Below are 13,163 nucleotides of genomic sequence, written 5' to 3' on the forward strand. Positions count from 1 at the left end.
ATATAATAAACACTAAAGATATAGTAAAAAGAAGCAGTGACTTTGTATTTAGTCATCCTGCTTCTTTTTATTTTCATATTTTACTGTAGTCTCTAATAAAAATGGGTATAACATAAAAAAATGAAAAAATATTACATAAAAAAAGAAGGAAAATCATGTAAGTTATAGAATATAGAATAAAGGTACATTATTTAGGCAATACTGAAAAATATTTTAATTTAAAATGATTTGGGGGGAAGAAAATGCATTTAAATTTTGAAAATAGCGAGGACAAATTGATAGTTTACATGTTTGGAGAACTAGACCATCATAGTGCTGAAGAAGTAAGGAACATTATAGATGATCGTTTAGAACGAGATAGTTACAATAAATTAATTATGGATTTCAAAGATGTGACGTTCATGGACAGCTCCGGTATTGGTGTGGTCATTGGAAGATACAAAAAGTTACATATGAAAAATGGGAAAGTATGCGTAACTAATATTAAATCTTCAGTAAAAAGAGTATTTGAATTGTCAGGAATGTTTAAGATTATTATGTCATATGATGACGTTGAACAAGCTGTAAACAACATTTAGTGGGGGGATTAGTATGTGTTACAATAGAATTAAAATTGAATTTTTAAGTAAATCGCAGAATGAAAGTTTTGCAAGAGTAGCAGTAGCAGCGTTCGCTTCACAATTAGATCCTACAATTGAAGAAATTACCGACGTTAAAACAGCAGTATCAGAAGCAGTTACTAATGCAATTATTCATGGATATGATAATGAAGAGGAAATGATTAATATAGAAGCTATTATTAATGGAACTGAACTAACAGTGATAATAGAAGATGTAGGAAAAGGAATTGACAATTTAGAACTTGCTAGGCAACCATTATACACTTCGCGCCCAGATTTAGAGAGGTCAGGTATGGGTTTTACTGTAATGGAGACTTTTATGGACAGTTTAGAAGTAAAGTCTGATAAAGGTAGGGGAACAAGTATAATAATGAAAAAAATATTTAATCCTTTAAGTTAGGTGGAATATTATGGATCAAAAAATAGTAAGAAAAGAAAACTATACTTATGAAGATAATATGCAACTTATTCAATTGGCTAGAAATAAAGAGCCGGGTGCATTAGATACGTTGGTGGAAATGAATTTACCATTAGTTTCATCAATAAGTAAAAAATTTCTTAATAGGGGATATGAGTATGATGATATATTTCAAATTGGATGTATTGGCTTAGTAAAGGCAATTAATAATTTTGATACTAAGTATAATGTGAAATTTTCTACATATGCCGTACCTATGATAATGGGAGAAATCAAAAGATTTCTTAGAGATGATGGAATTATAAAAGTAAGTAGAAGCGTTAAGATTACTGCAAGACAATTACATTATGATAAAGATACTCTAACCAAAGAATTGGGTAGGGAGCCTACTATTGATGAACTGTCGGTTTTTTCAAAAATTGAAAAAGAGGATATAGTATATGCATTAGAGTCTGCTAGCAATATGCTGTATTTATTTGATACAATACACCAAGATGACGGTGCCCCAGTACTATTAATAGATAAATTAAGTGAAAAATACGAAGAAGATAATCAGGTTTTAGATAAAATTTCCCTTAAAGAAGCACTTAGAAAACTTGATGCAAAATCAAGGCAAATAATTATGCTCAGATATTTTAAAGATAATACACAAATTCAAGTTGCAAAAATGATGGGAATTAGCCAGGTACAAGTATCGAGAATAGAAAAAAAAGTTTTAAAAATAATGAGGGAAAAGTTGATCTAATAAAAGTGAGTGTGTAAGATGATATATAAATAAGGAACTTCAATTTTAAATTTTGAAGTTCCCTATCTATAAATTCGTCTTATTTTTTTTGACTAAAAATAATATTAATGCAAATACTAACATAAAGAATTAACATATTATATTTGCATAATACAATATAATAAATGATTAGTAGTCACTATTAAAAGCGACAAGGAGGACATTTCATGAAAGTGGAAGAAAAAACTATAAGAAAAAAATTTGATAAACTTAATTCTAATAACATCCCTAAACCTAATTTAGGATTGCATTGCTTTAATGCTTTTTGGGTTGGAGGCTTAATATGTGTAATAGGACAATTTATCAGTGACATTTTTTCTGGAATTGGTATTCCTAAAGATGAGGTAGGGACATATGTTTCTATAGTTATGGTTTTTCTGGGAGCTGTGCTTACTGGCATAGGGGTATATGATAAGCTAGGTGATTTTGCAGGAGCAGGTTCTGTTGTACCAATTACAGGGTTTGCAAATTCAATCGTTTCACCAGCAATGGAATTTAAAAAAGAGGGTTTTGTTTTTGGTGTTGCAGCTAAAATGTTTACTATTGCAGGGCCCGTTTTAGTATATGGAATAGGGTCATCTGTAATTGTAGGAATTTTATATTATTTTTTAAGGTGGTGATTTAAAATGGGTAGAAGAATTGGTCTTCAAACAGTAGAAATCGAAAGTAAACCTAGAATTATCAGTACATATAATATAGTTGGGCCTAAGGAAGGGCAGGGACCATTAAAAGAGTATTTTGACCGAATTTTAGAAGATGATCTTAATGGAACTGAAAGCTTTGAAAAAGCTGAAACTAGTTTATTATATACTGCTGTATCAGAGGGCATAAAAAAAGCAAAACTAAAAGAAGTTGATATAAATTATCTACTAGCAGGTGATTTATTAAATCAGTTATCTTCTTCATGTTTTGCAGCTAGAGATTTGAATATACCATTCCTAGGACTTTATGGAGCTTGCTCAACTATGGCAGAGTCTTTAAGCGTTGCTTCAATGATAATGGAGGGTGGGCTGGCTAATTATGTTATAGCAGCTACTTCATCACATTTCTCATCAGCTGAAAGGCAATTTAGATTGCCACTCGAAATGGGAAGTCAGAGAGCTCCAACAGCGCAATGGACCGTTACAGGTGCAGGAGCAATAATTTTGGGAAAAAAAGGTAAATTTCCATATGTTACTCATGTTACAACTGGAAAGGTCAAAGATTATGGAATAATTGATGTGAATAATATGGGAGTTGCAATGGCGCCAGCGGCTGTAGACACTATTAAACAACATTTTATGGACACGGGTCGAAAGCCTTCGGATTATGATATTATAGCTACTGGAGATTTGGGCATTATAGGAAGAGAATTTACAGAAAAACTATTACTAGAATATAAGTACGATATGAAGGGTCATTACATTGACTGTGGTGAGGAAATTTTCGATGCGCAGACCCAAGGAACTAATGCGGGTGGTAGTGGTTGTGGATGTTCTGCAGTGGTTGCAACAGGGTACTTACTAAAAAATATGCTAAAGGGAAAATTTAAAAGAATACTACTAGTTTCCACAGGTGCACTTTTAAGTTCAACTTCGCCGCTTCAAGGAGAAACAATACCAGGAATTGCTCATGCCGTTTCAATAGAGTTTGGGGGTGAATAAATGAATAATTATATTATGTCTTTTATAGTTGGAGGGATAATTTGCATAATAGGTCAAATACTTATGGACACTACTAAATTAACTCCAGCTAGAATACTAGTTTTATTTGTAACTGCTGGTGTAATATTAGGTGCATTAAATATATATGATGTGGTGATAAAATATGGGAAAGCAGGTGGAAGTATACCTCTTCCTGGGTTTGGGTATAGTTTAGCTAAAAGTGTAATGAAGGAAGTAGATGAAGTTGGTATTATAGGAGCATTTACAGGAGGTATAAAGGGTACTGCGGGCGGTATTACTGCTGCAATTTTCTTTGGATATATTATGGCGTTGTTATTCAATCCTAAAACTAAAGGGTAATAAAAAACTACTATCAAATATTTGATAGTAGTTTTTTATTTATGTGTTAAGGCTTAGTAAAATAGTTACCTTTAGTTTTAGGAATGCTAGCTTTAGGAGTGACAACTGGGGGGAATATACTATTATTTGAAAAGGTGTCAACTGCTGTTGGTAATACATAAGCAGAGTCCTCTAGAAATACATTAGGTGTATAATTTCTCTTTATAAAAACTTTTGTTTCAATTTTTCCAGGTGGCGTAAATTCTGATGCAAGAACATATTTACCACTTGGGTCTTTGATAACCTTAGCCAAAACATGTATGCTATCAAGGGATGTAGGTTGAGTTCCATCAATAAATAGTTCGGAGTAAACTCTATTGCCTCTTGGGTCTGCATAAGTTAAATCAGTAGGTATATCACCTGAATCTTTTGATACGGAATAGGGAGATATACCAGAAGGCATTTCTAAGTTTTTCACTGAAAGAGACGTATGGGCTTTTTTCATAATATTGCCCCATAGTGAAGCGGCATCATTACTTCCAATATTTTTAAGTTCATCTCCCTTATCGGTTCCAATCCAAACAGCTGTAGAGTAATATGGAGTTAAACCAACAAACCACAGATTCTTAGAATCGGAAGAAGTACCAGTTTTACCTCTGACTGGCATGTCGCCAAAAACAGCATTTGTTCCAGTACCACCAGGACTTACAGGTCCTTTTAATAAATCATATATAATGTATGCACTTTGAGGAGATAAAACAGGTTTTGTTTCAAGTTTTGTTTCAAGCAATACTTTACCAGATCTATCGACTACTTTAGTGTATAATCTGGGAGTTGTACGTAGCCCATTGTTACCAAAAACACCATATGCCGCTGACATAGTGAGAGGATTAGTGCCTTTATAAGTACCACCATCTAATTGTCCAAGGGCCATAGCAGATATACTATTCTTATCTTGGTCATCTAACTGCAACCCAAACTTTTCGCCATAAGAAACGCCAGTCTTAAGACCAATCATATCCTCAATTTTAACAGCTGCAACATTAACAGAATATTTTAAGCAATCTCTAAGAGGTAAATATCCCTTATATCCAAGCGGGGAATTTCTAGGATTATAAGGAGGTGTACCTGGAGCAGAATATTTCTTGCCAATGTCTTCAGGTATAGGTGAATCTTCAATAATAGTAGAAGCTGTAGCTGTTTTTGAATCGATAGCTGGACCATATACGGTTAGTGGCTTAATGCTTGATCCAGGAGCCTTTAAGTAGTCATTCGACGCACCTCTGTTATAAGACATAGGAACTTGGTCACCACGTCCACCTATAATAGTTTTAACTTCACCTGTATGATAATCTGTGATAACACAGGCTGCCTGGAGGCCTGCTTGCGTTGATTTCATAGGATCATCAATTAGTTTCTGTGATGCATTTTGCATATCTCTATTCATGGTTGTATAAATTTTTACACCATCGTACATAAGCATTGAATATGCTTCCTTTTTACTAATATTATTTTGTTTCATTAAATCCTCAGCAACCTGTAGGAGTACAGGTCTTGAGAAGTACTCATAGTTCATTTTGTTTGCATCTTTTTGTGAAAAACTAAAATTTAAATCTTCAGCCATAGCTGAATCAAATTGTTCTTTGCTGATTTTGCCACTATTGTACATATTATCAAGAACGGCTTTTGTTCTATTTGAATCAAAAGCTTCTTTATTTTTATTTGATTTAGATGCCAAATTATATGAAACACTAGGATTTTGTGCAGCGCTAGCAAGAAAAGCGCATTGTTTTAAGGTCAAATCTTCAACAGATTTGTTAAAATATTGATGAGAGGCTGCTTCTACACCATGAGCATTTCCACCTAGAAAAATAGTGTTCATATAAGTCTCTAAAATTTGAGACTTGGTCAAAACTTTTTCAATTTGTAAGGATAAAGACATTTCTTGAATTTTTCTCTTTATAGAAGTTCTGTTTTCCATAGAATCTTCTAAAAACACTCTATACTTAACTAATTGTTGAGTTATAGTTGAAGCGCCCTGGAGACTTTGACCGCTACCAGCTATTTTTATCTTTATATCATTAAAAATAGCACCACCAAGTCTTTTTAAGTCAACACCTGGGTGTGTTTCAAATCTAACATCTTCAATACTTATAAATGAATCCTGAAGGATGACCGGAACTTTATTAATAGGTACATTAATTCTTCTTTGTGAAATAACATATTCATCCATAGTCTTTCCAGAATCGTCTAATAATATTGTAATCTCATCCAATTTTAAAAATTCATTAATATCTAAGATAGGAGCTGTCTTAATCATAGCTAGAACTGCTCCTCCAATAACTACACTGCTTACTAAGGCTATAATTAGAAAAGTAAAAACAAGGGTTCTAAAAACATGTTTCTCAGTTTCTTTTTTCTTTTTTTTATTATGTTCTTCTTTTTCCATTAAGTATCCTCCTTGCATTTCTCAGGAGCTGAAAACACTTATTAAGTATTTTTCCGCCTTCTAAAAATTCATCTTGTTTAACTATAATTAGCTTTTAATATTATACCATATAATCATGGTATTTATTTGAATGTGGCTTAATATAGAATATTGAGTTTGAGTTGGATATTTAAATTCTTTACCGTAAAAAAGTTACATATAATAGCATATAACCTTAGATGGAGGTAATAAATATTAAAAATAAAATTAAAGTTAGGATATTAATAATTATAGCCATAATTATGATAAATTTTACAATATTCATATACATTTTTGATAAAACCGTAATGCCAACGGTAATGGCGGTAGCGGATGCAGAAATGAGAGCAAAGGCTACAGAGATTGTAAATAGATCAATTATTAGTGAATATTCCAAGCAATTTAACTACGACCAGGTTATAAGAGTGGATAAAGATTCACAGGGGAATATTGTAATGCTAAAAGCGGATACTCTAAAAATGAATAAAATAGCATGTGATGTTGCTTTAGAATCCCAAAAGGAACTTATGAAATTGGGGGAGGTTGGTATGAAAATCCCAATAGGTTATATAACAAGAAATAGTATTTTATCTTATTATGGCCCTAAAGTAACCATAAAAATGCAGCCGATAGGCCATGTAGAAACTAAATATTCTTCTGAGTTTGAAAGTGCGGGTATAAATCAAACAAGGCATAAAATTTATGTTAAAGTAAAAACTACCGTTAAAGTAATTGCGCCTTTAAAAAGTAATGATATCGAAGTAGCTAATGAAGTACCAATTGCTGAAACTATTATAGTGGGAAAAACACCTAATACTGCAGTTCAATTAGATTTAAATGGTACAGATTTTAAACTGGGCAATAGTGGTAGTGATTAACAAAAATATAAAAATTAAAGTACGCTATTAATAATAACGTACTTTATTTTTATAAACTAACAATATGTATTTAAGGAGTATTGAAAAAGTGAGTTATTAAATAATCTCCTGCGGAGCTGCAATATTAACGACTTTCCCTCTGAAATGTCATTAATATGGACTTCTCTGATATAGAAGGTTATTAGTCTTCCCAATTAAATACGTATGGTATATTCCTATAGTAATCTCCGTAATTCAATCCATACCCAACTACAAAAAGATCTGGAATTTCAAAACAACAATAATCAGGTGTTATCTCAATTTTCCTTCTAAGTGGTTTATCTAAAAGAACGCAAGATTTAACGCTGGTGGCGCCTAAAGACTTAACGTGAGCCACAACGAAATCCATAGTTATTCCAGTATCAACAATATCATCTACTATTAATACATCAAAACCTTCAATATTGTCAGGAATATCATTTATAACATTAATTGATCCACAAGACTCTTCACCATCACCATAGCTTGAAGTTGTCATAAATCCTATTTTTGTAGGCACAGTAATTTGACGCACAAGGTCTGCGGTATATATAAAGCTACCTCTTAATAATGAAAGAATATATAATTTTTTTTCGCAATAATCTTTCGAAATCTCAGCACCAAGTTGCTCTATTCTTTCATCAATTTGGTCTTTAGTTATAAGAATATTTCTTTTTTTATTATCCAATGTTAATCCCACCCTCTATATATATTTACATTAATGCTCTAATGGTATAAAATTATATGAAAGTTGTCAAGTATAAGTATAAGGATACTTGTTAAATATTATTAGAATGGAGTGATTTACGTTGATATATGGAAATATTGGTGGAGTTAAAAATTCAATTTTAAATAAATTGGAAAATGCTTGCGATATAACGGTTTCCAAAGATTGCATTTTGTCTGAAGAATTGGTAGACATACTAGTGGAGGTAACAAAAGATTTGGATAGAGAAATTAGCGCTGCAATTGATAGAAAAGGTAAAATAATTAGTATGGCAATTGGTGATAGTAGTACAGTGGAATTGCCTATAATCGATATAAGAGAAGGTCGATTATCGGGGGTTAAAGTAGTACACACTCACCCAAATGGTAATTCTAGGTTATCTGCGCTGGATATGTCAGCTTTAACAAAATTAAAGTTAGATTGTATAGTAGCTATTGGTATAGGAGAAAAAGAGAATTTAAAGTATAACATAGGTTTTTGTGGAATAGAAAAGAGCATTTTAATAGAAGAAGAAATAGGACCAATAACTATAAATGAAGTAATGGAATATGATATTTTAGACAAAATTAGATATATTGAAAAATTAATGAGAACAAGTGAAATTGTTGAGGATGATTCAGAACGAGCTATTTTAGTAGGAATAGAAAGTGAAGATGATTTAGTAGAACTTGCAGAACTTGCAAAAGCATGTAATGTAGAAACTATAGATACAGTACTTCAGAATAGACATAAAATAGATTCGGCTTTATATATAGGTAGAGGTAAAGCAGAAGAGGTAGCTGGTCTTAGGCAAGCAATAAGAGCGAATATAGTTATCTTTGATGATGAATTATCAGGCTCTCAAGTTAGAAATTTGGAGGAAGTACTTGGATGTAAAGTTATAGACAGAACTACACTAATACTGGAAATATTTGCACGAAGAGCAAGAACTAGGGAATCAAAAATTCAAGTTGAACTTGCACAATTAAAATATAGATTACCACGTTTAACAGGACTTGGAACTATACTTTCAAGAACAGGTGCGGGAATTGGAACAAGAGGACCTGGAGAGAAAAAATTAGAAATAGATAAAAGGCGAATAAGAGAAGGTATCTATGAATTAAATAAAGAACTCGAAAAAATAAGAAATACTAGAAATGTGCAAAGAGAAAAGAGAAGTCGCGATAGCATTTCAAAAGTATCTTTAGTTGGATACACTAATTCTGGAAAATCAACACTTAGAAATGCATTATGCGATGTAGCAGCATTAAAAAGTATTGTGCAAAAAGAAAAAGTGTTTGAAGCAGATATGCTTTTTGCAACTCTAGATGTAACAACAAGAGCACTACTATTGCCTGATAATAGAGTGGCAGCAGTAACTGACACAGTGGGGTTTATAAGGAAACTTCCCCATGATTTAGTAGAGGCCTTTAAATCAACCCTTGAAGAAGTGGTATATTCAGATTTGTTGCTGCACGTGGTAGATGCATCATCTGAAAACGCAGTACTACAAATAGAGGCTGTAGATGGGGTTCTAAGAGAATTAAACGCAATTGATAAGCCAACAATATTGGTGTTGAATAAAATTGACAAAGCCTCACAAGAAAATATTTTTAAAATCAAAGAAAAATATAAAAATTTGAAATCAATTGAAATATCGGCTAAAGATGGTACAAATTTGGAGGAACTTCTAAAAAAAACTTGTAAATACCTTCCATATACTCTTAAAAAATTTAAGGTGCTTATTCCATATACTGATCAGGCAATAGTGGCATATTTGCATAGAGGCTCAAAGGTTGATACAGAAGAGTATATTGAAGAAGGAACGCTTATGTCAGTACAAGGGGACGACGAAGTTTATAATAAGTGTGAAAAATATATTTTAGTGTAGTTGAAATTTCTTTTTATAAAAAAATCTTCATAAGTGTAATAAAGTCAATGGGCATCTTATATAATTTAATATTAGGTCCGAAGCATTTATCAAAGAACTTAGGAGTAGATATGGGAGAAGAAAAATCAAATCCAGATAATGAAAAGAGAAAAAACAAAAAAATAAATCAGTATAACGTCAATAACATAATTAAAAAAATTATAGATGATATTAATGAACAAGATAAGGTACCCAATGATGGTCAATTTGATACCTGTGACATATCCAATAATTTTGACGTTAAATCATTAGCAGATAAGGTTGTAAATATAAATGTTTTAAGATTCGAATTAGATAGATTGCAACTAGATTTTAAAGCAAGTGCGTATTTTGAAAATGACATAAGACCGTTAATAGACACTCTATATACATTAGGCCTTGCATCTATTAATTTTTCAACCGCTGCAAGTAATATGTCGAATACAAATTTTGGACGCAGTTCAGAAATAAAAAATGCTCTAGGTTTAGCTGAAGACGTTAATGAAATTTCTGAAGATTTAATTAAAGTGTTAAGATGTAAAGTTGATAACATGCTGAAATTATCAAAGCATGATTGTAAATAATTTTCATAATGATAAGGAGAACAGGGTTATTAATATTAAACTTGATTCTCTTTATTTTTTTATTAGAAAATTATAAGCTTTTCTTTTTTTTATTAAGATTATTATAATAAAAGCTGGTAAAAATAGATATGATAATGAATTTGGAGGTAATATCATGAAAAAAATATGTCCTGTTTGCAATAATTTAGAAAGGAATATTTGTAATTGTGAAAAATGTAGTGCTATAATGAACGATAAAGGAATAATACAAGAATTTTATGATGATTATACTGCTAATATGGAGATTGATGACAAAGATCAGTTTTGCGTTCATATATATCAGTGCAGTAATTGTGATTTTTATGAGAGAATTAAAGTTAATAAAATATTCATTTAGGAATTTGATTTTTAAGACACCTAAACATATTTTAAAATTATAAGGCACATAAAAACTTGGGGGAGGCAAGGAAATGATGAAAACTATTTTGCAATATCAGAAAGCTTTTAATAGTGTAGTAGATAGAATAAAAATCGACGAATCTGTTTTATCAGTAATGGTTTTTGGAAGTATGGTAACAGGCGATTTGTGGGAAGAATCAGATATTGATATTTTCGTAATTGTCAGGGAGAAATTCAGTGAGATTAGGGACATATATGCACAAGAGAAGGATGTTCCTATTCATATTAAACTCATGGGTAAGGAAAAATTCATACAACTTTATTCTGATAATCTAAAGGGCGGATATATACATAGAATTTTCTCATCCTCAAGACTTATATTCTCAAAAGATATGGATATAACAGTAAGGTACGACGGTGGTAGATTTTTCCCGGATGTAGATAGAGAGCGATGGGGAATGTGTTTCCTAGGAAAACTCTTAAAAGATATTGGCGTATGTAAAAAATATTTATCAAGTGATGGTATATATACGGCCTATAGTACTGCGATAAGATGTATAGAGAAGTATTCAAGATTATTTGTCAACTCGTCGGGATATATGATTAGTAAGGATGTAATGACTATGGCGCTTAATTTAAATGAAGACTTTAAACTTTGCGTTGATAAATTGTTTTTTGAAAAATCAAATACAGTGGAGACAATTCAAGAAACTATGACATTTTTAGAACAAAGCATAAACTCAAGTATTAAGAGTAATTGTAGCCTGCTTTTAAACTATATGAGAGAAAAAGATAAGTTTTTAAGTGCTGAGGAAATTATGACGGAGGATTTGTTTAAGGATTTTGATATAGAAATGGAAGAGTTGCTTAATAAACTATGGGAAAGAAATATTATTAAAAAGGAAATTAGGGATTTTAAGATAAACAAGGATAAAATCTTATTTAATCAAAATGTTTACTTTGTTTAACATTTTCGGGATAGATAGGTGGAGATATGCATAAGTATGAAATTAAATTTATCTCCGAAATTCCTAAGTATATAGAGATATCAAAGCATATAAAAAAAATGATTGATGAAAATATGGTTGACGACGGTGAAAAATTACCCTCAATAAGGAAATTATCAAAACTGTTGGTGGTTAATGATGTTACCGTAGTTAGTGCTTATAAAAAACTTGAAGCTGAGGGCTATGCGTATCAAAAGATGGGGAGCGGAACTTACGCTAAACGAAGGGATACAAACAGTAAGTTTAAAAAGGAATATTCTAATACCTTAAAAAAAATTTCTGGTCAAGACCTTAAAAAATATATAGATTTTACGGGAGAAATTACAAGTAGTGAATATTTCCCTGTAACAGTCTTTAAAGACGTATTAAATGAGGTATTAGATAGAGATGGCACGGAAGCATTTGCCTACAAGGAATCTTTGGGGTATGAGGGACTTAGAAATAGTATAAGTAGTTTTTTTTGGGACAATAAGGTAAACACTGAAGATATATTGATTCTCTCAGGTGCGCAACAGGGTATTGATATAGTTTCAAAATCTATAATAAATGTTCATGATAACGTTGTTGTAGAAAAGCCGACCTATGGTGGGGCACTAACGGTCTTTAAATGGAGAAGGGCAAATATATTTGAAGTTGATATGTTAGAGGATGGCGTGAATTTACTTCAATTTGAAGAGATACTGAAAAAGAATAGGATAAAGTGTTTTTATGCCATGAGTTATTTTCAAAATCCTACAGGGGCCACCTATAGTTTGGAGAAAAAGCTAAGAATATTAGAACTTGCAGAGTTATATGATTTTTATATCGTTGAAGACGATTATTTATCTGAACTAATATATGACCAAAAGCAATATAAGAGTTTTAAGAGCTTAGACATATTTGATAGAGTTATCTATATAAAGAGTTTTTCAAAGATATTTCTACCAGGAATAAGGCTCGGATACATGATATCACCAGAGAAGTGCAAGGAGCATATTAAAAATTCCAAAATTAACACAGATATATCAACTTCAAGTCTTATGCAACGTGCTTTAGATTTATATATAAATAAGGATCTTTGGAAAGAACATATAAGTCGTCTAAATATGGCTTATAAGGACAAATATAACTTTATGATAACTTGTATAGAAAAAAACATGGGTGCAAAGGCTAGTTGTTATACCCCTGGAGGGGGAATTCATTTTTATTTTAAAATAGCTACTGGTTTGAAGATTAATTCCATGGAATTGTTTTATTTGTGTAAGCATAGAAAAGTTTTAATAACACCAGGGGTTTTATTTTATAAAAATGCTAAAGAAGGTAATGATTACTTTAGATTAAGTTTTTCAGAAATAAGAAAACCAGAAATAGAAGAAGGAATTAATATTATTTCAGAGATACTAAGCGGAAAGTAGAAAAAATGGCTACAAGGT

General features: G+C 31.5%; 14 protein-coding genes. 12 read left to right on the plus strand and 2 right to left on the minus strand.

Annotation, left to right across the window (positions count from 1 at the left end; genetic code table 11):
• Positions 1-242 precede the first annotated feature (242 nt).
• The 6 genes from spoIIAA (at position 243) to spoVAE (ending at position 3,825) form a co-directional block, all read left to right on the plus strand.
• Entirely contained in the window at positions 243-578 is a 336-nt protein-coding gene (gene spoIIAA / locus ACWJKP_RS10140; RefSeq protein WP_165413394.1) for an anti-sigma F factor antagonist, read from the plus strand.
• A 13-nt stretch (positions 579-591) separates the two neighbouring features.
• Entirely contained in the window at positions 592-1,020 is a 429-nt protein-coding gene (gene spoIIAB / locus ACWJKP_RS10145) for an anti-sigma F factor (RefSeq protein ID WP_165413395.1), read from the plus strand.
• A gap of 10 nt (positions 1,021-1,030) precedes the next feature.
• Positions 1,031-1,783, plus strand: a complete 753-nt coding sequence (gene sigF / locus ACWJKP_RS10150) for an RNA polymerase sporulation sigma factor SigF (RefSeq protein ID WP_165413396.1) — start codon at positions 1,031-1,033, stop codon at positions 1,781-1,783.
• A 206-nt stretch (positions 1,784-1,989) separates the two neighbouring features.
• A complete protein-coding gene (spoVAC, locus tag ACWJKP_RS10155) occupies positions 1,990-2,442 on the plus strand; it encodes a stage V sporulation protein AC (RefSeq protein WP_165413397.1) in 453 nt (150 codons plus the stop codon).
• A 6-nt stretch (positions 2,443-2,448) separates the two neighbouring features.
• On the plus strand, positions 2,449-3,465 hold the full coding sequence (spoVAD, locus tag ACWJKP_RS10160; protein WP_165413398.1) for a stage V sporulation protein AD: 1,017 nt from the start codon (positions 2,449-2,451) through the stop codon (positions 3,463-3,465).
• Positions 3,466-3,825 carry a stage V sporulation protein AE gene (spoVAE, locus tag ACWJKP_RS10165; RefSeq protein WP_165413399.1) on the plus strand — a complete coding sequence of 120 codons (360 nt, stop codon included), beginning with the start codon at positions 3,466-3,468 and terminating at the stop codon, positions 3,823-3,825.
• Between the two features lie 46 nt (positions 3,826-3,871).
• Here the strand turns inward: spoVAE and ACWJKP_RS10170 are convergent, their stop codons facing one another.
• A complete protein-coding gene (locus tag ACWJKP_RS10170) occupies positions 3,872-6,253 on the minus strand; it encodes a transglycosylase domain-containing protein (protein ID WP_165413400.1) in 2,382 nt (793 codons plus the stop codon).
• A gap of 218 nt (positions 6,254-6,471) precedes the next feature.
• Here ACWJKP_RS10170 and yunB point away from each other — a divergent pair, with 218 nt between their 5' ends.
• On the plus strand, positions 6,472-7,149 hold the full coding sequence (gene yunB / locus ACWJKP_RS10175; RefSeq protein ID WP_165413401.1) for a sporulation protein YunB: 678 nt from the start codon (positions 6,472-6,474) through the stop codon (positions 7,147-7,149).
• A gap of 181 nt (positions 7,150-7,330) precedes the next feature.
• On the opposite strand, the gene hpt is transcribed toward yunB, so the two are convergent.
• Positions 7,331-7,855, minus strand: a complete 525-nt coding sequence (gene hpt / locus ACWJKP_RS10180; RefSeq protein WP_165413402.1) for a hypoxanthine phosphoribosyltransferase — start codon at positions 7,853-7,855, stop codon at positions 7,331-7,333.
• Positions 7,856-7,976: 121 nt separating this feature from the next.
• Here hpt and hflX point away from each other — a divergent pair, with 121 nt between their 5' ends.
• From hflX to pdxR, 5 genes are all read left to right on the plus strand, one after another.
• Positions 7,977-9,764 (plus strand): GTPase HflX, encoded by a 1,788-nt coding sequence (hflX, locus tag ACWJKP_RS10185; RefSeq protein WP_462961665.1) that lies wholly within the window; start codon positions 7,977-7,979, stop codon positions 9,762-9,764.
• A 110-nt stretch (positions 9,765-9,874) separates the two neighbouring features.
• The gene (locus tag ACWJKP_RS10190) at positions 9,875-10,366 is read left to right on the plus strand and encodes a hypothetical protein (protein WP_165413404.1); all 492 of its coding nucleotides are present in this window, start codon (positions 9,875-9,877) and stop codon (positions 10,364-10,366) included.
• A 154-nt stretch (positions 10,367-10,520) separates the two neighbouring features.
• The gene (locus ACWJKP_RS10195; protein WP_165413405.1) at positions 10,521-10,742 is read left to right on the plus strand and encodes a hypothetical protein; all 222 of its coding nucleotides are present in this window, start codon (positions 10,521-10,523) and stop codon (positions 10,740-10,742) included.
• A 73-nt stretch (positions 10,743-10,815) separates the two neighbouring features.
• Complete coding sequence (locus tag ACWJKP_RS10200) at positions 10,816-11,712, plus strand: nucleotidyltransferase domain-containing protein (RefSeq protein ID WP_165413406.1); 897 nt, start codon at positions 10,816-10,818, stop codon at positions 11,710-11,712.
• Positions 11,713-11,738: 26 nt separating this feature from the next.
• Positions 11,739-13,145: a MocR-like pyridoxine biosynthesis transcription factor PdxR gene (gene pdxR / locus ACWJKP_RS10205; protein ID WP_462961666.1), complete on the plus strand. Its 1,407-nt coding sequence runs from the start codon at positions 11,739-11,741 to the stop codon at positions 13,143-13,145.
• Positions 13,146-13,163: the final 18 nt, after the last annotated feature.

The sequence above is a fragment of the Clostridium sp. CM037 genome (genome assembly GCF_055081095.1).

What these genes read in the sequence shown, in the direction of transcription:
- spoIIAA (WP_165413394.1), top strand. Translation starts at nt 243, where the DNA reads ATGCATTTAAATTTTGAAAATAGCGAGGACAAATTGATAGTTTACATG.
- spoIIAB (WP_165413395.1), top strand. Translation starts at nt 592, where the DNA reads ATGTGTTACAATAGAATTAAAATTGAATTTTTAAGTAAATCGCAGAAT.
- sigF (WP_165413396.1), top strand. Translation starts at nt 1,031, where the DNA reads ATGGATCAAAAAATAGTAAGAAAAGAAAACTATACTTATGAAGATAAT.
- spoVAC (WP_165413397.1), top strand. Translation starts at nt 1,990, where the DNA reads ATGAAAGTGGAAGAAAAAACTATAAGAAAAAAATTTGATAAACTTAAT.
- spoVAD (WP_165413398.1), top strand. Translation starts at nt 2,449, where the DNA reads ATGGGTAGAAGAATTGGTCTTCAAACAGTAGAAATCGAAAGTAAACCT.
- spoVAE (WP_165413399.1), top strand. Translation starts at nt 3,466, where the DNA reads ATGAATAATTATATTATGTCTTTTATAGTTGGAGGGATAATTTGCATA.
- ACWJKP_RS10170 (WP_165413400.1), bottom strand. Translation starts at nt 6,253, where the DNA reads ATGGAAAAAGAAGAACATAATAAAAAAAAGAAAAAAGAAACTGAGAAA.
- yunB (WP_165413401.1), top strand. Translation starts at nt 6,472, where the DNA reads ATGGAGGTAATAAATATTAAAAATAAAATTAAAGTTAGGATATTAATA.
- ACWJKP_RS10190 (WP_165413404.1), top strand. Translation starts at nt 9,875, where the DNA reads ATGGGAGAAGAAAAATCAAATCCAGATAATGAAAAGAGAAAAAACAAA.
- ACWJKP_RS10195 (WP_165413405.1), top strand. Translation starts at nt 10,521, where the DNA reads ATGAAAAAAATATGTCCTGTTTGCAATAATTTAGAAAGGAATATTTGT.
- ACWJKP_RS10200 (WP_165413406.1), top strand. Translation starts at nt 10,816, where the DNA reads ATGATGAAAACTATTTTGCAATATCAGAAAGCTTTTAATAGTGTAGTA.
- pdxR (WP_462961666.1), top strand. Translation starts at nt 11,739, where the DNA reads ATGCATAAGTATGAAATTAAATTTATCTCCGAAATTCCTAAGTATATA.